20 protein-coding genes, 2 tRNA genes and 1 rRNA gene are annotated in these 24,136 nt (G+C 42.0%); 11 read left to right on the forward strand and 12 right to left on the reverse strand.

Going from position 1 to position 24,136, the window contains the following annotated elements; genetic code table 11:
• Positions 1-78 precede the first annotated feature (78 nt).
• Positions 79-1,431 (reverse strand): sigma-54-dependent transcriptional regulator, encoded by a 1,353-nt coding sequence (locus AC3KZC_RS00495; RefSeq protein ID WP_490580055.1) that lies wholly within the window; start codon positions 1,429-1,431, stop codon positions 79-81.
• Positions 1,421-2,869, reverse strand: a complete 1,449-nt coding sequence (locus AC3KZC_RS00500) for a HAMP domain-containing sensor histidine kinase (RefSeq protein WP_490580056.1) — start codon at positions 2,867-2,869, stop codon at positions 1,421-1,423. The genes AC3KZC_RS00495 and AC3KZC_RS00500 overlap by 11 nt, the downstream gene beginning before the upstream one ends.
• A 344-nt stretch (positions 2,870-3,213) precedes the next feature.
• On the opposite strand from AC3KZC_RS00500, the gene AC3KZC_RS00505 reads away from it, so the two are divergent.
• Positions 3,214-3,789 (forward strand): hypothetical protein, encoded by a 576-nt coding sequence (locus AC3KZC_RS00505; RefSeq protein WP_490580057.1) that lies wholly within the window; start codon positions 3,214-3,216, stop codon positions 3,787-3,789.
• A 276-nt stretch (positions 3,790-4,065) separates the two neighbouring features.
• Here the strand turns inward: AC3KZC_RS00505 and AC3KZC_RS00510 are convergent, their stop codons facing one another.
• The 3 genes from AC3KZC_RS00510 to mtnK form a co-directional block, all read right to left on the reverse strand.
• On the reverse strand, positions 4,066-4,962 hold the full coding sequence (locus tag AC3KZC_RS00510; protein WP_490580058.1) for a DMT family transporter: 897 nt from the start codon (positions 4,960-4,962) through the stop codon (positions 4,066-4,068).
• Positions 4,963-5,028: 66 nt separating this feature from the next.
• The gene (locus AC3KZC_RS00515) at positions 5,029-5,619 is read right to left on the reverse strand and encodes a DNA-J related domain-containing protein (RefSeq protein ID WP_490580059.1); all 591 of its coding nucleotides are present in this window, start codon (positions 5,617-5,619) and stop codon (positions 5,029-5,031) included.
• A gap of 91 nt (positions 5,620-5,710) precedes the next feature.
• Positions 5,711-6,913 (reverse strand): S-methyl-5-thioribose kinase, encoded by a 1,203-nt coding sequence (gene mtnK, locus AC3KZC_RS00520; protein ID WP_490580060.1) that lies wholly within the window; start codon positions 6,911-6,913, stop codon positions 5,711-5,713.
• 179 nt (positions 6,914-7,092) lie between these two features.
• Here mtnK and mtnA point away from each other — a divergent pair, with 179 nt between their 5' ends.
• From mtnA to AC3KZC_RS00535, 3 genes are all read left to right on the forward strand, one after another.
• Positions 7,093-8,115: an S-methyl-5-thioribose-1-phosphate isomerase gene (mtnA, locus tag AC3KZC_RS00525; RefSeq protein ID WP_490580061.1), complete on the forward strand. Its 1,023-nt coding sequence runs from the start codon at positions 7,093-7,095 to the stop codon at positions 8,113-8,115.
• 196 nt (positions 8,116-8,311) lie between these two features.
• Positions 8,312-11,149: a tetratricopeptide repeat-containing hybrid sensor histidine kinase/response regulator gene (locus AC3KZC_RS00530; RefSeq protein WP_490580062.1), complete on the forward strand. Its 2,838-nt coding sequence runs from the start codon at positions 8,312-8,314 to the stop codon at positions 11,147-11,149.
• A 16-nt stretch (positions 11,150-11,165) separates the two neighbouring features.
• Positions 11,166-11,414: a Rho-binding antiterminator gene (locus tag AC3KZC_RS00535; RefSeq protein WP_490580063.1), complete on the forward strand. Its 249-nt coding sequence runs from the start codon at positions 11,166-11,168 to the stop codon at positions 11,412-11,414.
• 20 nt (positions 11,415-11,434) lie between these two features.
• On the opposite strand, the gene AC3KZC_RS00540 is transcribed toward AC3KZC_RS00535, so the two are convergent.
• Genes AC3KZC_RS00540 through AC3KZC_RS00555 form a run of 4 tightly spaced genes read right to left on the reverse strand, consistent with a single transcriptional unit; the run spans position 11,435 to position 13,627 of the window.
• Positions 11,435-11,782, reverse strand: a complete 348-nt coding sequence (locus AC3KZC_RS00540) for a gamma-glutamylcyclotransferase family protein (protein WP_490580064.1) — start codon at positions 11,780-11,782, stop codon at positions 11,435-11,437.
• Between the two features lie 8 nt (positions 11,783-11,790).
• Positions 11,791-12,333: a 1,2-dihydroxy-3-keto-5-methylthiopentene dioxygenase gene (locus AC3KZC_RS00545; protein WP_490580065.1), complete on the reverse strand. Its 543-nt coding sequence runs from the start codon at positions 12,331-12,333 to the stop codon at positions 11,791-11,793.
• Positions 12,330-13,016, reverse strand: a complete 687-nt coding sequence (gene mtnC / locus AC3KZC_RS00550; RefSeq protein ID WP_490580066.1) for an acireductone synthase — start codon at positions 13,014-13,016, stop codon at positions 12,330-12,332. Before mtnC ends, AC3KZC_RS00545 begins: the two co-directional genes overlap by 4 nt.
• A complete protein-coding gene (locus AC3KZC_RS00555) occupies positions 13,013-13,627 on the reverse strand; it encodes a methylthioribulose 1-phosphate dehydratase (RefSeq protein ID WP_490580067.1) in 615 nt (204 codons plus the stop codon). Before AC3KZC_RS00555 ends, mtnC begins: the two co-directional genes overlap by 4 nt.
• Before the next feature lie 138 nt (positions 13,628-13,765).
• Between AC3KZC_RS00555 and AC3KZC_RS00560 the strand changes: the two genes are divergently transcribed.
• Both AC3KZC_RS00560 and AC3KZC_RS00565 read left to right on the forward strand, forming a co-directional pair.
• On the forward strand, positions 13,766-14,911 hold the full coding sequence (locus tag AC3KZC_RS00560) for a methionine aminotransferase (protein WP_490580068.1): 1,146 nt from the start codon (positions 13,766-13,768) through the stop codon (positions 14,909-14,911).
• Positions 14,899-15,678: an amidohydrolase gene (locus AC3KZC_RS00565; protein WP_490580069.1), complete on the forward strand. Its 780-nt coding sequence runs from the start codon at positions 14,899-14,901 to the stop codon at positions 15,676-15,678. The genes AC3KZC_RS00560 and AC3KZC_RS00565 overlap by 13 nt, the downstream gene beginning before the upstream one ends.
• Positions 15,679-15,710: 32 nt before the next feature.
• Here AC3KZC_RS00565 and AC3KZC_RS00570 read toward each other — a convergent pair whose 3' ends face one another.
• From AC3KZC_RS00570 to trxA, 3 genes are all read right to left on the reverse strand, one after another.
• Positions 15,711-16,967, reverse strand: coding sequence for a methyl-accepting chemotaxis protein (locus AC3KZC_RS00570; RefSeq protein WP_490580070.1), 1,257 nt, complete (start codon positions 16,965-16,967; stop codon positions 15,711-15,713).
• Positions 16,968-17,080: 113 nt separating this feature from the next.
• The gene (rho, locus tag AC3KZC_RS00575) at positions 17,081-18,340 is read right to left on the reverse strand and encodes a transcription termination factor Rho (RefSeq protein ID WP_490580071.1); all 1,260 of its coding nucleotides are present in this window, start codon (positions 18,338-18,340) and stop codon (positions 17,081-17,083) included.
• Positions 18,341-18,509: 169 nt separating this feature from the next.
• Positions 18,510-18,836: a thioredoxin TrxA gene (gene trxA, locus AC3KZC_RS00580; protein WP_490580072.1), complete on the reverse strand. Its 327-nt coding sequence runs from the start codon at positions 18,834-18,836 to the stop codon at positions 18,510-18,512.
• Positions 18,837-18,928: 92 nt separating this feature from the next.
• Between trxA and rhlB the strand changes: the two genes are divergently transcribed.
• The 5 genes from rhlB (at position 18,929) to AC3KZC_RS00605 (ending at position 24,055) form a co-directional block, all read left to right on the forward strand.
• On the forward strand, positions 18,929-20,197 hold the full coding sequence (rhlB, locus tag AC3KZC_RS00585; RefSeq protein WP_490580073.1) for an ATP-dependent RNA helicase RhlB: 1,269 nt from the start codon (positions 18,929-18,931) through the stop codon (positions 20,195-20,197).
• 13 nt (positions 20,198-20,210) lie between these two features.
• Positions 20,211-21,725, forward strand: a complete 1,515-nt coding sequence (gppA, locus tag AC3KZC_RS00590; protein WP_490580074.1) for a guanosine-5'-triphosphate,3'-diphosphate diphosphatase — start codon at positions 20,211-20,213, stop codon at positions 21,723-21,725.
• Positions 21,726-22,240: 515 nt separating this feature from the next.
• Positions 22,241-23,782: ribosomal RNA gene (locus AC3KZC_RS00595) — 16S ribosomal RNA — on the forward strand.
• A gap of 74 nt (positions 23,783-23,856) precedes the next feature.
• Positions 23,857-23,933 (forward strand) — tRNA-Ile (locus tag AC3KZC_RS00600).
• Positions 23,934-23,979: 46 nt separating this feature from the next.
• A tRNA-Ala gene (locus AC3KZC_RS00605) sits at positions 23,980-24,055 on the forward strand.
• Positions 24,056-24,136: the final 81 nt, after the last annotated feature.

The following is a 24,136-nucleotide window of genomic DNA, read 5'->3' on the forward strand; positions in this document are numbered from 1 at the left end:
GTCTTTACATTGTAATTATCAATGCACAGCTATTTTATTCTGCATCAAGCCAAGTTGTGTCTGCCGATTGTGGCGACCTTACAATTTATATTTTTCTAAGCGGTATAAAAACTGTTTATAGTTAAGGCCTAGCAGTTTGGCCGCTTGGGTTTTATTGCCAGCTTCGCGGTTGAGGGCTTGTTGCAATAAGTCTTTTTCAAACTGATCCCACTCAATGCCATCACTTGGCAAGGTGAAGTGTGTTGTGTTATTTGCTGGTGTTTGTTGCCGAATGAGGGTGTCGAGGAGCTCGTCTTCATTTTGCAGCAGTACAAACTGCTCTAAGGTATTAGATAGTTGACGGACGTTACCGGGCCAATTAAATTGCATTAGCTGTTTCAGTAGCTGACCACTCAATTGCAGGCCGCTTATGCCATAGCGTTGGCTAAACATAGCTAAAAAGTGCTGAATTAAGCGCGGGATGTCTTCGCTGCGCTCGCGCAGGGGCGGCATATGAATGGGCACAACATTGAGGCGATAAAATAAATCTTCCCGAAATTCGCCTTCTTGCACCATTTGGTGCAGGTTTTTATGGCTGGCGGCAATCACCCTAACATCAATTTTTTGTTCGTAGTTAGCCCCAATCGGAGTGACCACACCTTCTTGTAATAAGCGCAGTAGTTTAGTTTGTAAGCTCAGGCTCAATTCGGCGATTTCATCAAGAAAAATAGTGCCCTGATCGGCTGCGGCAAATTTGCCTTGTTTGTCGTGGGTGGCACCCGTAAATGCCCCTTTAACTGAGCCAAATAATTCAGACTCGGCAAGGTTTTCTGGAATAGCCCCGCAATTGATGGCAATAAACGCCCGATTACTGCGATGAGAGAGTTGATGTAAAGCGCGGGCTGCAAGTTCTTTACCTGTGCCACTTTCACCGCTGATTAATACTGTTGCGCTGGTGGCGCTGACTCGTTCAATCCGCTGAAAGACCTTTTGCATGCAAGGTGCGTGGCCAATGATATCGACTAAACTGCTTTGCTCGGTCAATTGGCTATTAAGCTGTTGGTTAGTATGGCGTAATTGGCTGGCTTTATTGGCTTTGGCGAGTGCGAGCAGGAGCTCTTGGCGCTGAAAGGGTTTACTTAAATAGTCATCAGCCCCTTGTTCAATCGCTTGTACGGCGTGCTCAATTGAACCATATGCCGTCGCAACCACAATACCGTGCTCAAGTTTGTTACCGCGAATGTAATTGATTAAATCAAGCCCGCTTAGTTGACCGAGTTTCCAGTCTGTAAATACCAGTTTGATATGTGGCTGCTGTTTGAGGAGCACAATGGCATCTTCGACACTAAATGCACTGAAAACCTGATAATTGGCCGCGCTTAACATGGCGCTGATCAGCTCATTTTGGGCGTAGTCATCCTCAACCAATAAAATGGGGGTATTAGTGCTCATCTTTAGTCCTTGTTGTAAGCGTGATGGTAACGGCTGCGCCACTTGGTTGATTGGTGACGGTAATATTGCCTTGATAATACAAGTGCGCAATGCGCTTAGCCAAATAAAGCCCCATGCCTGCGCCATCGGCTTTGCTACTAATATGAGGCTCGAATAAATGCTTTAAAATGGCCTCACTAAATCCTGGGCCGCTATCTTGCACGCAAATGATGAGTTGATTTGCTCGTTGTTGGCTATGGATACTAATCGGTTTGACCGTCCCAGAGACTAAGTGATTGGCTTCAACAGCATTAACGATAACAGTATGCAGTATGGTGCGAATTTCTGACTCAAGACCAAAAATGCTTAGGTTTTGCTCGAGCTCGAGTATAAAACCTGCTTGTTCGCTACCCAGTTCTAATAAAATATCTTGGATCACTGCGCTGATGGGTACGTGCTGATCGCGCCGGACATCATTATTACTTAAGGTCAATAAGGCAGTAATATTTTTGTTCAGATGGGCGATTTTATTATGGGCAATCTGCTGCAAATGTTGTTGCTGTTGCAGCGATTGAGTTTGCCAGTATTGCTCAAGCGTGAGCCCTAACGTATGAATGGGGTTACGTAACGAGTGCGCAACCGCACGGCTTAGCTCGCCAAGCTCAACAAGTTGACGTTGTTGTTCGAGTTGTTTTTCACTTTCGCTCAGTTGCGCTAAACGTTGGCTGGTGTGGTTAAACTGGGTAATGCATGAGGCAATTTCAGCCACCCCTTGCGGTGTGACTTGGCAGCCAAGCTTACCATTACTCAGTGCTACAAACCCGGCATTTAAGGCTGCAATTGGACGAGTGAGTGCATGGGTGAAGTAAGCCATCAGCACAATGGCCACTAAACTTGAAATAACAATGCTCCACAATATCAGTTCGGCAAATTTCTCAAAGCTGTTGCTGGTGGTAAGGCTGCGAAATTCGCCATTAATCACGTGTTGAATGTTATCGTCGTTTTCAAGTTTGATAAAAATGGTGTTGAGCTCATCAGTGAGTTCTTCTTGATGAATTGCAAACAGTGGGTGTTCTTTAATGAGTTCATTAGCTGAACTACCATTACCACGAATTTCAAACTCGAATTGTTGCTGGCTGCTAGGCGGTGCAATGGGTGCAACGTCGGCTGGCGCTGCTGAGACCGGTTTTGGCGGTGGCGGTGGAGGTGTCGCGGTATTTGAAATGGTTATGCCATCGGAAATCATCACCACTTTTGGCGCGGAACCTTTAAATTCGATGATGCGCTCGGTGAGGTCGTCACGTGCTTTGTTAATTAATTTTTTGGTAATAACTTGTGATTGTTTACTGATGTCTTGGCGCACTTGGTCTTTAAAATACAGCACTAACAAAGCTTGGCTGGTGGCCAGTAATAAAAAGATAATGCTGATCCCTAAAATAAAATACCGCTTAATACTCACATAAACCCCTTAACAACTCAGTAAACTGCTTGATTAACATAAATGCCAATGCGGTATCTATCAAGAAACATTCCACTAAATACAGAAAAAAGAGTTTTTTAACATCATGTAATTAAAGGGAAATTATATATGCTGGAGAATGCTCGCTGCCAAGTCGAGAATTTAATCCTGATATCAGTAAGTGAATATCCTCAAATCAGGATAATTGCATGAATGCTTAAGTTCGATTTTTAATTAAGCTTATAAAAAATAAGATGTTTTTTATTTGGCATGTATTTTTCATTAGTGAAAGCGAATTAATCATTTCAGTTAAATGTTCGCGATGTGATCGCAAGGAGAAAAATATGTTTTTGTTAAATAAATTCAACCTATTTTTATTGGCCTCGGGCTTAGTTTTAGCCTCAGGTTTTGTGGTGGCAGAGCAAGAGAAAACCACTGTCATTAAAATTGAAAAAGACTTATCTGATGTCAAAGTGCTGGTTGATGAAGGTCAAGGTAGCCAGTTTATCCACTTTGATAAGTCAGAACTTGGCAGTGCTGAGCTTGATGAAAAAATTAATCAGCTGCCAGCCGATACACAAGAAAAAGTTCGCAAGCTTTTGGCAAAAATGGATTCGGGTGACGGTAAAAATGTATTTATTCTTGATGGTAAAACCATAGAAACCTTTAGCGATGGCGACGATACCAGCCATAAAATGGTGTTTATTAGTAATGGTGATGAGCTGAATTTTGATATTCCACCGCCACCGCCAGCACCCAACGCGCCCGTCCAACCACATAATGTAAAAGTGATGAAGTTTGCTTTTGAGATGGATGGCGAAGAGGGGCACGAATTTATGCTTATCAAAACGTTATTACAAAAAGCGAAATTAAGCCCAGAGCAAATTGATGAAATTCAAACGCTGCTTAATAGCAAGTAATACCAATCGTAATAAATAACTGATCACCCTAGCTTGTTAAAACACTCGATAACTTCGTTAGATTTTTTGATTGTAGAATAACCACTTATCGAAAAAATCAGCCTTGTTCTCAAGCGTTTTTCCTACGCTATTTTTGATCACTTACTTATCGTGATTGGTATAAAAGAGTCAAACCTGAAGTAGCAAAGGCCAGCAATGAATGTTGGCCTTTTTTAATTTAAGCGACGTTATAAAATTCTGTGATAAAAACGAGGCGACTCAGGTTGCAAATTAACATTAGAGAGTTGCTGGCTTTGGCCTGCGAGCCAGTAAACCTTTGAGTGAAAACCCTGTGACTAATGCGGTGCCAGAAAGTGTGGCCGCACCGCCAATTAAGGTATGCCAGCCAATTACTTCATTTAAAAAGAGATGCCCCCACAGTACGCCAAATAAAGGAATTAAAAAGGTCACGGTAAGAGCCGATGGCGCACCTAAGTCCTCAACCAAACGAAAATATAATAAATATGCCACACCGCTACAGACCACCCCAAGCGTAATGACCATGATGGATACTTCAAGCGTTGGGATGTTTTTTAAAGGAAAAAATAATACAACTGGAACGAGCATGGCCGTTGCACACCACATGCTGCCATGCGCTGTGGCGAATGGCGCTACTTTTTTTGCAGTGTGTGCATAAGTAGATGCAATGCCATAACACAGCGCCGCACCCAATGCACAAGCAATGGCGAGCGGTGCGCCTTCTTGCAATGTCACGTGATCAAAGCCAACGAGCACCCCAACCCCAGTCATACCCAATAAAAGGCCTGCGGATTTTCGCTTGGTTAATTCTTGTTTTTGCCAAAGTGCAGCAATTAATACTCCCCAAATTGGGGCGGTTGCATTAAGCACACTTAATAACGAAGCCGAAATGGTTTGTGCGGCATAGGCAAAAAGTAAAAATGGCAGCGCTGAGTTGAGTAAGCCGATCACCATATAAAAGCGCCAGTTTTGGCGAAAATGCAGTGATTTTTTAAGTAATAGCGCAATCGCCAATAAAAACAGGGCAGCAAAAGCAACACGACCAAAAATTAAGGCGCTTGGGCCGAGTGCTGGGGCAGCAACGCGCATAAATAAAAAGGACGATCCCCAAATCGCGGCGAGCAATAACAGCTGCGCAACACTTTTTAATGGCATGGTGAACTCGTAATGATGATGAATAAAGCATCATCATACGAAGAAAAGGACCTAAATGCGATGTTGTTAAGCGTGTTTAAAGTATTGCCGCAATACTTGCCAATCATTTTGTAATTGTTGAAATTTTGCGGTATCACCGCCTGATTTATCTGGGTGATGGATCACCGCTAGCTGCCGCCAGCGTTTGTTAGCCTCAACAAAGTGGCAATCTGCGCTGAGGTTAAAGCGAGTAAGTGCTGATGCAATATCATTTTGGCTAACGGGGGTGATGGTCGGGCGCTTGCCAAAAGTTTGCCAAAAATCGTTAAGCAGTTGGTCTATCTCTTGGTTTGAGGGGGTGAAGTTATGCCAATCAAGGTAGTAGCTTGCTAAGGCGCTGGTTTGGATGGGGGAGGTGTGAGTGGTAATGCTGATTAAGGTTGCACTAAACCCTTCAATATTAATAGTTAGCCCTTGTGCAACTAACTCGTGCTGTAAATGAAATAGCGCATTCATCACTAAAAAGTTGCGTTTAAATAAATCTTGATTGGCGTCGTCATCAAGTGGCGCCGACCAGCCTTGGGTTCGTAAATGGCTGGCGAGCTCATGGGTTTTCCAGCTAGGTTGCTGCATCAGCGCGTTAAATACATCATCGAGAATGGGATTTTGAATGTGCAAAATATAGAGTTAAACCATTTAAATGAAGCGTACTTTAAACCTAGCAAGGTTAGTGGCAAATAAAAAGGCCTTGTTGTGACAAGGCCTCTGGTTAATTTAGTTGTTGGCTTAAAAACTCAGCAAGTTGTGCTGGGCTTGTAACATGCTGGGCATGCAGAATCAGTGCCTGACCCAGAGCGACAGTGCGTTGTTGCACGGCTAAACGAAGGTGCTCATCACTGATGGTGTCAATATCGCTGGTGTGTGCAAGCCCAATGGTGCGTCGAATTAATTCACAGCCACAGTAGCCTATCGCATCTTGTAATACCTGTTGTAAAAACTCTTGCTGGTAAGTGTGGTTGGTAAAGCTAATGTCTTGACTGTGCTGTGTTGCAAGTGCGCTAAATAAACGAACAAACTCTGCTGTGGTGGTATTGAGTGTTTCAAGTAAATGTTGCTGCATAGCTTGGCGCGCAGTTTCATCGCTAATGCGGCCTGTTTGAGCACAATAATTAATTAGCAAATTGCCGATAAACGAGCCTAAATCGAAGCCGATTGGGCCAAAAAACGCAAATTCAGGGTCGATTAGCTTGGTGTGGTGTTGATCAACAAAAATACTACCGCTGTGTACATCGCCATGTAATAAGGTTTGCGGGCATGATAAAAATTTACTTTTTAATTTTGCTACGGCTAAACGCAGTGCTGTATTGGCTTGCAATTGCTTAACCGCAGGTTCGAGTGCCAAAGGGTAATTATTGCGTTCATGACCGACAAATGGGTCGGTTAAAAATAAATCTTCCGTTATTTGGCAAAGCTCAGGATTAATAAATTGTGCCACTAAGGCTTTTTTGTGCTGGGCAGTTAAATAAAAATCGCTGTGATAAAAAGCGCTATGGGCTAAATAATGCGCTATGTGTTGACCGAGCAATGGAAAATAGCACCCTTGATTTTGTGCGGTGCGCAATATCTGCATATGGCCTAAATCTTCTAATAAAATTAAAGCCAGTTCAGGATTATAAGCGATGACTTTAGCCGTATGTGCGGGGCTGACTTTTGCGTGTGCGAGTAAGGCTTCGGCCTCGATGCGAGCACGGTCTAAAGTCAGTGGCCATGATTCGCCAACACAACGGGCATAAGGCAAAGCTTGTTTTAAAATGATACTTTGCCCTGCTTGGTTGCTGATTCTAAACACCATATTTAAATTACCGTCACCAAACTCGTAGCAGGTTAGTGAATCATCAGCATGAAAAAGTGAGGTATTTTTTTGTACGTAACGAATTGCGTCTTGTTCTGTAAATGCAACGTATTGGCTCATTAGGACACCCAAACAATAGTAAAGTGATAGCATTCTATATTTTTAAGTGTTTAGATGTCCAGACTTCTGTTGTTGCTGGTGGAATATTGCTAGGGTAAAATAACGGCGGTGTGTAATGTTAATTTGTCTTTAAAAGCTGAAGATTGATCACTTAAAGACTATAAAAAGCGGAAATCAAGATGAAAAACTTGCTGGCAGCGAGCCTTAAGTACCAAGACAATCAATTATTTGTCCTCGATCAATATGCGTTACCCCATCAAGAAAATTGGCTGTTGTGTCACAGTGTTTCAGAGATGGAATGCTTGATTAAAGCGCTTAAAATTCGCGGTGCACCCCTTATTGGCATTGGGGCAAGTTTGTTAATAGCCCATTTAGCCAGCCTACATTATTCAAAAACGCAGCTTATTGATGCAATTGCCCAGCTACGTAAAGCTCGCCCTACAGCCGTAAACCTAATGCATTGCATGGATAAAATGAGTGCCGCAGTGCAAAAAGAAGATTATGAAACCGCATTGCAACGTTGTGCGGAAGCTATTTTTGAACAAGATATTGCGCTGTGTAATTCGATGGCTAATTTTGGCAATGAGTTAGTGCAAGAGGGCGATAATATTTTAACTCATTGCAATACTGGGGCATTAGCAACTGCAGGTATTGGCACGGCACTGGGCGTTATTTATAAGGCGCATCAAGCGAATAAAAAAATACATGTTTGGGTCGATGAAACCCGGCCATTGCTGCAAGGTGGTCGATTAACCGCTTACGAACTTGAGCGTTGGCAAGTGCCATACACCCTCATTTGCGATAACATGGCTGCAAGTTTGATGGCCGCAGGTAAGGTCGACAAAATATTTGTTGGTGCTGACCGCATTGCTGCTAATGGTGATTTTGCTAATAAAGTAGGCACTTATAATTTAGCTGTATTGGCCAAGCATCATGGCATTGAGTTTTATGTGGTTGCCCCAAAGACTACCTTAGATATTGAATGTGAAACTGGTGCCGCTATTGAGATAGAGCAACGTGATGCCACTGAAGTAACGGGTGTTAGTGGTAGTTTTGGCCAGTGCCAATGGGCCCCACATAATGCGCAAGTATTTAATCCTGCGTTTGATGTTACTCCCGCTGATTTGGTGACTGGCTGGGTACTCGATACGGGTATTTATTCACCCCTTGATGTGCACAGTGGCGTATTGCGCTTTTTGTAATTTTAACTACAAAGTGTAAGGCTTTTAGTGCCTTACACTACTATCTCTCAATCATTTGCTTATCTTATTAGCAACATGTCGCAGTTTTTTTCAGTACCATAAAGTGATATAAGTAAACGGATCTTTTAATGCCAGCATACATTTAGGCTCAGTTTTTAGCTTAACGCTGCGCTCAATTCTGCAAGGGCTGTTAAAAATGCTTATCAAAAAAAAGGATGTGTTTGGTTGTGCGCTGGCGTGCTTGCTATTTTTTGTCGCTATTTTTGAGATTAATGCGCAGAGTTTCACTGAAAAAGTTGAACAAATAGAAACACTACTGTTACTTGATGAAAAAATTGAGCATTTTAGCCAGTTACTCAGTGATCCAAGTTTAACTGCAGAGCAAAAAATTACTGCATATACTGCCTTATCAAGGCTTTATCACCAAGATAATGATTTAAAGTCAGCACTAACGCAGTTAGAAAAAACACTGCTCATAACAAGAGAGCAGCAGCTTTTGTTACCCCAAGCTCAAACCGAGCATCGCTTAGGTGTGATCCATTATTTAATGGGCAATAATGCCCAAGCTTTAATTGCTTATCAAAATGCCGAACAATTATATTCCGAATTGGATCAGCCACTACTGCAAGCAAATACCTTTAATAATCTGGGCTTGGTGCATGCGGCGATGAGTAATATTGATCAGGCGCTTAAGTACTATAAATTAGCCCAGCCTATCTATAACGAGCTGGGGAGTGAAAAAGATAAAGTCGACATTGTTTTTAATATTGCTGGTTTATATTTGCGCTTAAAGCAAAACTCAGTTGCTATCAAAATGTATAACCTAGTCATAGCACAGCGCGAGCAGTTAAATGATATTGAAGGGTTAGCGCTGGCGTATGGCGATTTAGGTTCTACCTATAAAAATGATGGGCAATATTCGCTTGGTGAAGAGTACTTGCAAAAATCACTACAATATTATTTAAAGAAAAATGACTATTACAATGCCGCGTCACAAAGTCATAATTTGGCTGAACTATACAGTTTAACAGAGCAGTTAATTAAAGCTAAAGAGTATGCAAATCAAGCAGTAACGATGGCCATACAAGCAAGTAACCAAGCCGCTTATGCCGGTAGCCTATTCACGTTAGGGAAGTTAGCTTATTTAGACCGCGATTTTGCGCTGGCCTTGGAGTATTTAGCAAAATCCGATCAGGTTTCTAAGCACATGATGTATAAATTGCAGCTTGAAGAAAACCTTACTTTGTACGCTTTAATATTATCGGCGCAGCAGCAATCAAGTGGTGCACTACAAACCCTACAAGAATATAAAGATAAAAAACAAAGCAGTAGTGATAAGCAGCTACAAGATAAGCTCGCACAATACCAAGCATTACTTGATGCTGAACAGCTTAATCAGCAATTGGTGCAATTAAAGCAGGCCAAAAAAATCGACGCGCTAAATCTTGATCAAACCATGCAGCAGCGTAATTTCACCATTATGATTGCCTTGCTTTTATTGCTTGCGACTTTTTTGTTATTTCGTCGCGCGATGGCCGAAAATGCCCGATATATTCTCAGTAAAAAGGTTGAGCAACGTTCGGCCGAACTTGAGCAAATTAGTAAGCAACTGCAGCGGGCAAGTGAAGTTAAAAGCCAGTTTTTGGCCAATATGAGTCATGAAATTAGAACGCCTTTAACGGCAGTGATGGGGCAGGCTGAATTAATTATTAATGGGGATATTCCTGTTGAAGAAATTAAAGATGAAGTAAAAATAATTCATAACAACAGTTTGCACTTACTTGAATTAATTAATGATATTTTAGATTTAACGCGAATCGAGGCTAATAAGTTGGTGCTCGATAGCACCCCAGCTGACGTAACCGCGTTGGGTCAAGAGGTGGTTCACATGTTTTGTGAGTCAGCGAAGCAAAAAGATCTTAAGCTCAGTTTTCAGCATTTTCTCAGCTCCCCTTTTTATATCGCTACCGATAAAGTGAGGCTTAAGCAAATTCTCATTAATTTATGTTCAAATGCCGTGAAGTTCACCGAGCAAGGTGAGGTAAAAGTTGAAATTTGGCCAACGAGTTCCGGCCTTAAGTTCGTTATTTCAGATACTGGCATTGGCATGACCGAAAAGCAGTTAGGTAATATTTTTAATAGCTTTACTCAAGGTGATAATACCATTAGCCGCCGTTTTGGTGGTTCTGGCTTGGGTCTTTGTTTATCGGAACAGCTAGCGAATTTAATGGGGGGCAGCATAAGTGTTAATAGTGAATTAGGCTTGGGAAGCATTTTTACCTTGCACCTCACTTGTCAGCCGCTCGTTAATTTTCAGCCAGTCGTCGAGGCGCACAAGTCGTTAGCTACTTGTAACGAAGCGCAACTGCAAGGCACTGTATTGCTCGCTGAAGATCATGAAGATAATCGCCGCCTTATTACCTTGATGCTCGAAAAGCTTGGTTTGTCGGTTATTGGTGCTGAAAATGGTAAGCAAGCGGTAGAAATTGCCTTAAAATCGGACATAGATCTTATTTTGCTTGATATTCAAATGCCGCAAATGGATGGCATCGCCGCATTTAAGTTGTTGCGTCAATGCGGGATGAATTTGCCAATTATAGCTTTAACAGCAAATGCAATGTCCCATGAGGTGCAGCAGTATTATGATTTAGGGTTTAACGATCACTTAAAAAAACCGATTGAACGCGATAGTTTTGTCACGACATTGGCAAAGCATTTAACGGCTGATGGATCTCGAGTCTCAGGTAACCAGCTTACGGGCATTGATATGTCAGACCTTATTGGGCGTTTTGCGAATAGTTTTGCTGATGAACTCAGTGAATTAACTTCGCACATGGCTGCGTTGCGTTACACTGAAATCGGTTTACAAGCACATAAATTATCTGGTGCTGCGGCCATGTTTGGTTTTCATGATTTAGCAACCTGTGCGCAATATCTTGAAAAAGTCATTAAGTATGAAGATTATAGCGAAGTCGAAGAGGCTGTGACTGAGTTGCAGGCTCAACTCGTTATTCAGCAAAAGGTTAGTCAATAGCAAAAGGGAGTCAATCATGCAGTGTGCCGACCATGATTTTATTGAAGTGGCTTGTTTATATGGCTACCAGCTTAAAATTAGCTTGCGTGATAACCAACACGTTGTGGGTCAAGCTTTCACCACGCAGGTTAAGCGGTGTGGCAATACGAAAGTTGAGCTACTGATACTGCAAACTAACACTGGTCAACAAAGCGTTATCCTTAATGATATCATGCAAATCGAAGCGTTAACCGCGAACGATTATTTTAGTGTTCTGAAATTTTAAAAAATTAACCTCAGTACATCTTAAGGTAAGTTTGCCTGTGCATCGATATAACACCATGCAGTTTTGCCCGAAGCAAAAGTCAGTAAGGCGCGTTTATAGGCGTCGACCTCATATTCATCAGCTTGCGCTAATTCATCTGTTGTAATCAAAAAAATAGTACCTGAAATACTATCTTGTGGATTGCCAGTGTAGCGTAATATTGGGTGAAAGCGTTTGCCACTGCGCGCTAATACCATAGGGTCTGTAATTTCAACCTCGCCTAAAACAAAACAGTGTAAGGTATCGGCCTCTCCCAATAATTCTCGGCCAAATGTGTCGAGTTGAACGTTTTTTTGCTGCAAAGTACCATACGAAAAAAGCGTTTCCATTGTTATCCCTAATCCAATAATGGAAATTGTGCTGCTATCGGAGATTGAGTGGCTTGGGCAACCCAACCTGCTTCGTTGTTAAATAGGCGGATGGCAGTAAATTCAGGATCAGAACCCATATCAAACCAATGGGGAGTGTTGGCTGGTACCGAAATGAGGTCACCCCTTTGGCACAATACTTGGTATACCTCGTCGTTAATGTGTAGGCAAAAAAGCCCTTGGCCAGCTACAAAAAAACGGACTTCATCTTCACTATGAGTATGTTCAAAGAGAAATTTCTCGCGCAATTGGGCTGCGTTTGGATTGCCTTTTGCCAGCGAAATGACATCAACAGTGCAGTAGCCACCTTGCGCTTTTAATCGGTCAATATCATGTTGATATGCCGCTAAGATTTCGTCATTGCTTGTTTTTGCATCAATAGGTGATGTAGCTTGCCAGCGCTCAAATCGTACGGCAATTTTTGCAAGTTGTGCTGCTATTTCGTGATGAGCATCACTATGAAATAGGGGCGTTTTTTTGTCGGCTAACGAATAAATACTAAGTTGGCTCACGAGAATTGCTCCATTTGAAATGCATTAAAATCATGGATAAAAGCGTGATTTTCTGAAGTGGCTTGTTGATCTCGAACTAAATGACAGGTTTTTAAACCAGCAGCCTTTGCTGCATCCAGTTCTTCGACAACATCAGACAAAAACAATATTTCATCAGCTTTATAGGGCAGTTGTTCAACAATATTGTGGTACGAAAGAGCCTCTTTTTTACCACCAACCAAAGTGTCGAAAAAGCCGCTAAACAATGAGCGAATATCACCATAATCAGAAAATTCAAACAATAAATGCTGAGCTTTAACTGAGCCTGATGAATAAACATAAAGCGCCATCCCTTCATCAAACTGTTGTTGTAAAAATTGATATGCATCGGGATAAAGGTGGCCTGTGAAATCACGATTATGATAACCATGCTGCCAAATCATGCCTTGTAGTTGCTTGAGAGGCGTGATTTTTTGATCGGTTGCAATCCAGTTCTGCAGTGCTGCAATAACGTCCGCCAAGGTGGCTTCAGGCTGATTTATTTCGGCTTTGACAGCCGCAATGTGTACGGCGACTTCAGGGGCTGCGTGATTATTTTGTATAAATTGAGTGATATGTTGCGCAGCGTAAGGAAAGAGCACTTCTTTGACAAAAGAAATGCGGGTAATCGTACCTTCAATATCGGTTAGCATGGCTTTAATCATAAGGTGCCTTCTAATTTTATACGTTCAAGTTCGCAGGCAAATAAAAACTCAAGCCCTTCAAGGTGTCGGCGCGTTTCGTTAGGTGTGCGACCCCAGGCGTAAAGGCCATGACCGCGAATTAAAATGCCATGAAAAAGAGGGTTACGATGGTAGCGTTCAGCAACTTTATCAGCCAGTCGTTCGATATCTTGGTCATTATCAAAAATAGCAATTTGCAGGGTTTCTTCGTGACTTAAAATACCGTGCAGAGATTTTTGCATTTCATAACCTGTAATGGCTAACGTATCTGACTTTACAAAACGCGATAAGACAGTCGCAGCTACAGAGTGAGTATGCAATACACACGTTGCATCAGTAGCCAGCTGATAAATGCAAAGGTGTAACTCGGTTTCGGCCGAAGGCTTGCCTGTGCCAGATTCAATTTGGCCATGGTAATCAAATTGTAAAAACTGTTCAGGAACGAGTTGGCCTTTATCATAACCACTAGCAGTAACTACAAAGCCTGAGTCTGTTTTGGCTGAGAAGTTTCCACCGGTTGCTGGAACCCAGCCTTTTTTGCTGATCCAAACACCAGCGTCTATAAGTTGTTCAATCGCGTATCGATTTTGCATGCTGCCCCTTTGTTCTTTTAGATGGCTAAACATCTAATTGGGTGATAATAACATTGCTTTTCATTCAAGACTATATACAGTTTTGTTGGCTTTCGTGTTAAAAAAGCAGGTAATTTTATTGTGAGCAAAGGTGTTAAGGTGTTTCAAAGTAAGTTACCGTCACTCGGAACAAGTATTTTTACTCAAATGTCTATGTTAGCCAATCAGCATCAGGCAATTAATCTATCTCAAGGCTTTCCTGAATTTGATACTCCTGACTTTTTAAAGTTACAAATTAGCACTGCGATTCAAACAGGGCTAAACCAGTATTCACCATCCAATGGTATCGCACCTTTACAGCAGCAAATAGCCAATCTCATTGAACGCAAATATGGTAATTCATTAGAGCCAAGCGCGTCGATTACCGTAACATCAGGTGCAACTGAAGCACTTTTTGTTGCCATCCACACTTTGGTTCGCGCTGGAGATGAGGTTATTATTTTTGACCCTGCTTATGATTCGTATCAACCTGCGGTTGAGCTTGCTGGGGGGCGCTGCCAACGACTAGCATTAACCGCGCCTGATTATGCGATAGACTGGCAAAATGTCGCGAGTAACATGAATGATAAAGTGCGAGTGATCATTATCAATTCACCGCACAATCCAACTGGCAAAGTGCTTAAAAAGCACGATCTTCAAGCATTAAAAGCCTTACTTGCTCAATACCCAAATTGTTATTTAATTAGTGATGAAGTGTATGAACATATGACGTTTGATGGTCATCAGCATCTGAGTATTTTGTCAGAGCCTGAATTATTTGAACGTGCATTTGTGATTTCAAGTTTTGGCAAAACGTTTCATTGTACGGGTTGGAAAATTGGTTATTGCGCAGCGCCATCAGCACTTTGCGCTGAGTTTCGTAAAATTCATCAATACGTTACTTTCTCCAGCTTTACTCCGGCTCAGTTCGGTTTGGCTTCGATGTTAGCCGAGCACCCTGAGCATGTTGATCAGTTAGCCGATTTTTATCAGCAAAAACGTGATTTGTTAGTTTCGCATCTTTGCGCGAGCCGCTTTAAGGTGTTGCCAAGCGAAGGTACCTATTTTGTATTGCTCGATTACAGTGCTATTTCAGATTTAAATGATGTCGATTTCTGTCATTGGTTAACAACGGATGTTGGAGTCGCGGCTATTCCGTTAAGTGTTTTTTATCACGATGCCCCTGCGGATAAAGTTATTAGGCTTTGTTTTGCAAAAAATGACAGTACGCTAATTGCCGCTGCGGAGAAATTATGTCGACTCTAAGTGTTGTGTTGGTGCAAACAAATATTAAATGGCTGGATATTAGCGCAAACTTGGAAGCGCTAGCGCAGCAATTGCAAAATTGTAAAACCGTTGATTTAGTCTTGTTGCCTGAAACGTTTGCAACTGGTTTTGCAATGTCAGACCCAAAAGCGAGTGTAAGCGCTGATGGTGGACAAATTCTGGATTGGCTAAAAATAATGGCTATGCGTCATCAGGCCGTGATTGCGGGTTCGGTGTTAGTAAATTATGGTGATAAAATCGCAAATCGTTTTTATTGGGTCTGGCCTAATGGCGAAGTAAAATATTATGACAAACGCCATTTATTTCGTCTTGGCAATGAAGGTGATTATGTGGTTGCTGGTCAAACACGAGCAGTGTTTGAGATCAATGGGGTACGAATTTTACCTCAGGTTTGTTATGACTTACGGTTTCCTGTTTGGGCGCGAAACCGCAATGACTATGATGTTTTGATTAATGTCGCAAATTGGCCTCAGGCAAGGCGAAAAATTTGGGATACTTTGTTACAGGCTCGTGCTATCGAAAATCAAGCATTTGCGATCGGTGTTAATCGAATTGGTGAGGATGGTTTTTCGATTGAGCATAATGGTGGCAGTGCCGTCTATGATTTTAAAGGCGATACATTGATACTTGCGACAGATAATGTTTCACAACTCACTTATGTAACCTTAGATATGGCAGCATTGCGTCAATTTAAACAGCAATTCCCCGCTTATTTAGACGCTGATAATTTTTATCTGACTGATTAGGTAATCAGGCGTACAAACTCAAAACGTTGAGCTTAAAATAGCTCAACGTCTCCTTCATTTAGCGCTTTGGTACGATCGGTTTGCTCGCCCACTTGTTGCATTTTCGCAGGGCGTAATTTGGTGTCCCATACCATATCGGAGAACTCAAACATTTCTAGTTTTTCTTTTAAACTTTGCGCTAAGCGTTGTAAATCATCACTGGAAATGACTTGGATTTTAGTGCTTGAAAGTGCGTCGCTATTGAGTTCCATCATGGCATCAACAGAGAGCTGCGCTTCATCCGAAACCTTTTTTTGCTGCTGCACTTGTTGATGAATCTTTTCAGAAAGGGTTTGAATATCGATCATAGAAGATTCAATGCGATCAACTTCACTAGTTGCTTGATTTGAAAGCTCAACAGTTTGCTCCGTTTCATGTTGACCTTGGATCATGAGTTGATGAACTCTGTCGGTGCCTTGTTGAATTTTAGAGATCATCGCGCTGACTTCTTGAGTCGATTTACTTGTCCGGGCTGCTAAATTTCGCACTTCATCTGCAACAACCGCAAATCCCCTTCCTTGTTCACCAGCTCGTGCAGCTTCAATTGCGGCGTTAAGTGCTAAAAGATTTGTTTGTTCTGCAATGGCATTTATTACTTCGATAATTGAGCTAATTTGGTCGCTATCATGTTTTAGCTCATCGATTTGAGAACTTGTTTGTTCAATTTGTTTGGCAAGGTTTATTAAACTCGCTTGGCTTTTGTTTGCATCATTACGTGTCTGTTTAACAGATTGTGTGGCGCTTTTTACTGCTTGGTAAATACGCTCGAGATTATCATCAAGATCGCGAGAGACATCGAGCATTGCATGCATTGATTGTCCTAACACTTCGCCATGATTATGCTGCATGGTGGTTTTTTGACTCATTGATGTATAAGTATCTCTTAATTCAGCGGCCATTGGCGTGAGTCGTGCGGAAGACGAGTAAATTTCGTTGAGTAAATGGTCCATTAGCTCAAGCCAATTATTAATGTCTATACACTCTTTTGGTGGAAGTTTGCCGTCATCTTGATAGCGGAATTTTAAATTTATTTTTGCAGGATTGTTCACTGCATCGGCAAAATGATTAAGGTATTTTTCTTTTGAGGAGGGATGCGTATGTAAATAATAAAACAGACCCCCACCGCATATTACATCAAGGGTTATGATTGCCAGCCAAAGATTGATGTGGGCATCAAAAAAGTATAAAAAAATAAGGTGAGTGAGTAGTAATAAAGTAATGGGGAAAAGCGCTAATTTAGATGATTCCATAATACAAATTTTTTATTATTTATGTATTAATAGGTATAGTCCAAAACTTTTAATATCACGAAAAAAAACGCCTGCATTTGCAGGCGTTTTAAGTTATTTAATTGGATAAATTGTTATTTACGTTTCATCGAATCAAAAAATTCATCGTTTGTTTTGCTCATTGATAATTTATCGATTAAAAACTCCATCGCATCAATTTCTGGCATGTCATGAACGATTTTACGTAAAATCCACATTTTTTGGATTTCATCTGGTTTAGTCAATAACTCTTCGCGACGCGTGCCTGAGCGGTTGAAGTCAATCGCCGGGAATACACGTCTTTCAGCAATTTTACGATGAAGGTGTAATTCCATATTACCGGTACCTTTAAATTCTTCGTAGATAACTTCATCCATTTTAGAGCCTGTATCGATAAGAGCAGTTGCGATAATCGTTAAGCTACCGCCTTCCTCAACATTACGTGCCGCACCAAAAAAGCGCTTTGGTTTGTGAAGTGCGTTGGCATCAACACCACCGGTTAATACTTTACCTGATGAAGGAATTACAGTGTTGTAAGCGCGCGCTAAACGAGTAATCGAATCAAGTAAAATGATGACGTCTTTTTTATGCTCAACAAGACGTTTTGCTTTTTCAATTACCATTTCGGCAACTTGAACATGACGACTGGCTGGCTCATCAAACGTAGATGCAATGACTTCACCTTTAACTAGGCGTTGCATTTCAGTTACTTCTTCTGGACGTTCATCAATAAGAAGTACCATTAATTCACATTCAGGGTGGTTGTGAGTAATTGATTGTGCGATGTTTTGTAACAACATGGTTTTACCCGCTTTTGGCGGAGCAACAATCAAGCCACGTTGACCTTTACCGATTGGCGATGCTAAATCGAGCACGCGAGCTGTAATATCTTCGGTACTACCGTTACCACGCTCCATACGCAAGCGTTCGTTTGCATGCAGTGGGGTAAGATTTTCGAAGAGGATTTTATTACGAGAGCTTTCAGGACGGTCAAAATTTACTTCATTTACCTTAAGTAAGGCAAAATAACGTTCGCCTTCTTTTGGTGGGCGAATTAAGCCTGAAATTGAGTCACCGGTACGTAAGCTAAAGCGACGGATTTGACTTGGAGAAACATAAATATCATCAGGGCCTGCAAGATAAGACGCTTCGGATGAACGTAAAAAGCCAAAACCATCTTGAAGGATTTCTAAAACACCTAAACCAAAAATATTCTCTCCACTTTTAGAGTGAGCTTTTAAAATGGCAAAAATGATGTCTTGTTTTCTTAAACGGGCTACGTTTTCAAGCCCCATGGACTCGGCTAACTGTACAAGCTCACTGATAGGCTTGTGTTTTAATTCGCTTAAATGCATATTGGTGGGTTCTTCACTGTTTTATAGTGCTCAAAGGTTCATTTGAGTTGCGGTGTTTTGAAATTAACTAAGGGATATATCTTTGGATTAATAAACTAGCAGCTATTTATTTAATCGTCCAGCAATGATTAAAATTAAAAAAGTAAAAAAAGGGCAAAGCCCTTTTTTATTAGATGTTATTTTCTAAAAATTCAATTAGTTGAGTTTTAGATAATGCACCGACTTTAGTTGCAGCAACTTGGCCATCTTTAAATAGTAATAATGTTGGGATACCACGAATACCAAATTTTGGTGGTGTTGCTGAGTTTTGGTCGATGTTTAGTTTACCAACAACAACGCGATCAGCATATTCACCTGCAACGTCGTCTAAAATTGGAGCGATCATTTTACAAGGACCACACCACTCAGCCCAAAAGTCAACAAGTACTGGTTTGTCAGCTTTTAATACGTCTGTTTCGAAACTATCATCGGTTAATTGGATTATTTTGTCGCTCATTGAGCACTCCATCATGTGTTAGCAAATTTATTTAATGTGTATTTAAACACTCTTGTTTCTTATTGCAAGCTTAAGCGTTATGCTTTATCGCTATGAATAATACACATCTATCAGAAAAAAAGTTTGCGGACTTTAATATTGCACCAGAAGTTATCGCTGGTCTGAATGCTCATGGCTTTGAATTTTGCACACCAATTCAAGCTCAATGCTTACCCCATGCAATTGAAAAACGTGATATTGCAGGTCAAGCGCAAACAGGCACCGGTAAGACACTCGCATTTTTAACTGCGACGTGCCACCACCTATTGCAAAGTACTAAAGGCCAAGGCAAACACCCAAGAGCCCTGATCATGGCTCCCACTCGGGAGTTAGCTGTTCAGATCCATAAAGATGCTAAAATATTAGCGCCGCACTGTAATCTTAACTTAGGTTTAGTATATGGTGGCGAAGAATATGAAAAACAACTCGCACAACTCGAAAAAGGTGTAGATATTTTAATTGGTACGACTGGTCGGCTAATTGACTTATATAAACAAGGTGCCTACAGCCTAAATGAAATTGAAGTTGTGGTCTTAGATGAGGCAGATCGGATGTTCGATTTGGGCTTCATTAAAGATATCCGTTATTTATTTAGACGTATGCCTGATGCGACACAAAGGTTAAATTTATTATTTTCAGCGACGTTATCATACCGAGTTCAAGAGCTTGCTTTTGAGCACATGACTAATCCTATTCATGTACAAGTTGAGCCAAGTCAAAAAACAGGCAAGCGAATTGTGGAAGAGTTATTCCATCCTGCGCAGGTCGATAAAATTCCTCTATTACTAACCATCATAGAAGAAGAGTGGCCAGAAAAAGCGATTGTTTTTTCAAATACAAAGCACATGTGTGAAACAGTATATGCTTGGTTAAAGGCTGCGGACCATCGAGTTGGTTTGTTGACTGGAGATGTAAATCAGAAAAAGCGTATCTCGATATTAGAGCAATTCACCGCGGGTAAATTAGACTTCTTAGTTGCAACTGACGTTGCTGCTAGAGGCTTGCATATTCCAGAAGTGAGTCATGTATTTAATTTTGATTTACCTGATGATTGTGAGGATTATGTGCATCGCATTGGCCGCACAGGTCGTGCTGGCGCATCAGGTAAAGCAATTAGCTTTGCGTGTGAGCAATATGCTTATAACTTACAACCAATAGAAGAATATGTAGAACATGTGATTCCTTTATCTCATTATGATAAAACAGCACTGTTAGATGATATTCCAGCACCTCGGATTCAAAAAAGACGTAGCCCACAAGGCTCAAAAAATTCACGTTTAGGTGGAAATCGCTCCAATAACGCTCGTCCAAGAGCGCGTTAGTACAGAGGTAAAAATGACCGGTGCTCACTATCTTCAGCATCAAAATGTGTATGCTGTGATTGATTTAGGTTCAAATAGTTTTCACATGCTGATAGCCAAATCAGTGGCCGGAAGTTTGCAGACAATCGGGCGGCTCAAACGTAAAGTGCGTTTAGCTGCTGGATTAGATGGTGATAATGTTTTAAACCTTGCTGCAATGCAGCGTGGTTGGGAGTGTTTATCGCTTTTTGCCGAGCGACTACAGGATATCCCTGCAGAAAATATTACGATAGTTGCAACAGCAACTTTAAGACTAGCTAAAAATGCTCATCAATTTATCGAACAAGCTGAAAGAATCCTAAATCATAAAATCAATATCATCAGCGGTGAAACCGAAGCAAAAACAATCTATAAAGGAGTTGCGTATACTTCCGCTGCGATAGGTAAGCAATTAGTTATCGATATTGGTGGCGCAAGTACAGAAGTTGTGATTGGTGATGGTTTTACTCCGCTGCATTATAAAAGTCTTGATATGGGCTGCGTTACTTACTTAGAGCGTTATTTTCCTGAAGGGCAATTAACTCATAAAAACTTTGATGCTGCCATAAAAGCTGCGCATCTGGTTATTTCAGCAATTAGTGAAGAGTTTAAGCAAGCTGGTTGGTTAAGTGTGTCGGGTGCATCGGGAACCGTGCAAGCAATTCAAGAAATAATGATTGCGCAGCGACAAGATGATTTGCTGACCCTTGATAAATTGAACGCAATAAAACACCAATCCGTACTATATAAAAATATTCATAAATTAGAGTTACCAGGTTTACTTGAAGAGCGACGCTTGGTGTTTGCATCAGGTTTGGCAATTTTAATCGCACTTTTTGAAGCGCTTGAAATAGATACTATGGGTTTAGCTGGCGGCGCGCTGCGAGAAGGTGTGCTGTACAGTATGATCCCCGAGTTGCAAAATCAAAATATACGACAAAGAACGCTCGATAGCTTTATTGAACGCTATCATGTTGATCAAGTGCAAGGTTTACGTGTTGCCGAGTTAGCAAAAACATTTGCTCAACAACTCGAAGGCTCGTGGGAGTTATCGGCGCATGATGGTGAATCTCTGCTATACGCAGCAGCGCAACTACATGAAGTTGGTTTATTAATAGAATATAAGCAGTATCAAAAGCATACTGGTTATATCGTAAAAAACACCGATATGCCCGGGTATAGTCAAACACAACATAAAATGCTGGTGCAGCTAGTAAAACAGCATCGAGCAGACATTGAGTTAAAACATCTTTATAACTTTGGGGTCTGTGACGAATTTATTAGTCGAGTACTGCGAGTATTACGATTAGCATTCATTCTTACCATGCGACGAAAAAATGATGTACTACCTATTATACGAGTCTTTGCTGAAGGGGATGTGCTCACTATCGAATTACCAAATAAATGGTTAGAGCAACATCCTTTAATGCAAACCGAATTAGAGCAAGAAGTACAGTATCAGAAAAAGGTTGGTTGGGAACTGCAAATTCAAGCAAGTACAAGCCAGTGAATATAAAGCAAAACGCTTGGAAAGAGTTCTTTTTGAGCGCTTTGTATTAAAATTAAGCAGAAATCCGCTTTTTTACATTTTTATGCAAAAAAACGCTTGCCAAAAAAGTTCGCCGCCCTATAATGCGACCCCACTGAGACGGCAGACAGCAACGCTTAGCGAGGTGAAGGTCGAATCAGAGAGTTACATAAAACTTAGTTTGGTTTTGAAAGAAATTTAAAATTAAGTGTTGACTTGGAAAGTGAAACGTTTATTATGGCGCTCCACTTCGCAGCAAGCTCCTAGAGTTAGCGCTGCAACGTTCTTTAACAATTTAAGCAATCATCTGTGTGGGCACTCGTACAGGTTGAGTTCTAACAGCTAAGTTACTTCGGTAGCAAAGCAAAAAATTTAGAGTCTCAATAATGAATGAGTGGCTATACAGTCAATTTGATTTCACTTTCTCTTTTTATTAAGAATTGTGGAAACAAAAATCAGAATTCATTGAGCTGAACCGCAAGGTTCAAAAAAACTTTTAATTGAAGAGTTTGATCATGGCTCAGATTGAACGCTGGCGGCAGGCCTAACACATGCAAGTCGAGCGGCAGCACAAGGGAGTTTACTCCTGAGGTGGCGAGCGGCGGACGGGTGAGTAATGCTTGGGAACATGCCTTTAGGTGGGGGACAACAGTTGGAAACGACTGCTAATACCGCATGATGTCTACGGACCAAAGTGGGGGACCTTCGGGCCTCACGCCTAAAGATTGGCCCAAGTGGGATTAGCTAGTTGGTGAGGTAATGGCTCACCAAGGCGACGATCCCTAGCTGGTTTGAGAGGATGATCAGCCACACTGGAACTGAGACACGGTCCAGACTCCTACGGGAGGCAGCAGTGGGGAATATTGCACAATGGGCGAAAGCCTGATGCAGCCATGCCGCGTGTGTGAAGAAGGCCTTCGGGTTGTAAAGCACTTTCAGTCAGGAGGAAAGGGTGTGTTTTAATAGAGCACATCTGTGACGTTACTGACAGAAGAAGCACCGGCTAACTCCGTGCCAGCAGCCGCGGTAATACGGAGGGTGCGAGCGTTAATCGGAATTACTGGGCGTAAAGCGTACGCAGGCGGTTGATTAAGCGAGATGTGAAAGCCCCGGGCTCAACCTGGGAACTGCATTTCGAACTGGTCAACTAGAGTGTGATAGAGGGTGGTAGAATTTCAGGTGTAGCGGTGAAATGCGTAGAGATCTGAAGGAATACCGATGGCGAAGGCAGCCACCTGGGTCAACACTGACGCTCATGTACGAAAGCGTGGGGAGCAAACAGGATTAGATACCCTGGTAGTCCACGCCGTAAACGATGTCTACTAGAAGCTGGGGTCCTCGGACAACTTTTTCAAAGCTAACGCATTAAGTAGACCGCCTGGGGAGTACGGCCGCAAGGTTAAAACTCAAATGAATTGACGGGGGCCCGCACAAGCGGTGGAGCATGTGGTTTAATTCGATGCAACGCGAAGAACCTTACCTACACTTGACATCCAGAGAAATCGCTAGAGATAGCTTTGTGCCTTCGGGAACTCTGAGACAGGTGCTGCATGGCTGTCGTCAGCTCGTGTTGTGAGATGTTGGGTTAAGTCCCGCAACGAGCGCAACCCCTATCCTTAGTTGCCAGCGAGTAATGTCGGGAACTCTAAGGAGACTGCCGGTGATAAACCGGAGGAAGGTGGGGACGACGTCAAGTCATCATGGCCCTTACGTGTAGGGCTACACACGTGCTACAATGGCGAGTACAGAGGGCAGCAAGCTGGCGACAGTGAGCGAATCCCTTAAAGCTCGTCGTAGTCCGGATTGGAGTCTGCAACTCGACTCCATGAAGTCGGAATCGCTAGTAATCGCAAATCAGAATGTTGCGGTGAATACGTTCCCGGGCCTTGTACACACCGCCCGTCACACCATGGGAGTGGGTTGCACCAGAAGTAGCTAGCTTAACCTTCGGGAGGGCGGTTACCACGGTGTGATTCATGACTGGGGTGAAGTCGTAACAAGGTAGCCCTAGGGGAACCTGGGGCTGGATCACCTCCTTATCACGATTTAGAACTGATTTGTTCGTAGTGTCCACACAGATGATTGTTCGTAAGTAACGAGAACACTATTGTTTGGGTCTGTAGCTCAGTTGGTTAGAGCGCACCCCTGATAAGGGTGAGGTCGGCAGTTCGAATCTGCCCAGACCCACCACTTTACTCCTCCCAGGGTTAAGTGGTACACAATAAAACAATTTAGTGGGGCTATAGCTCAGCTGGGAGAGCGCCTGCCTTGCACGCAGGAGGTCAGCAGTTCGATCCTGCTTAGCTCCACCACTTCTACTTTTCAAAACTAAAAATACTTTATTAAGTATGGTTAGATTTGAGAAGTTATTCTCATGCTCTTTAAAAATTTGG

It is taken from the genome of Pseudoalteromonas sp. J2K-J031, from assembly GCF_058197095.2.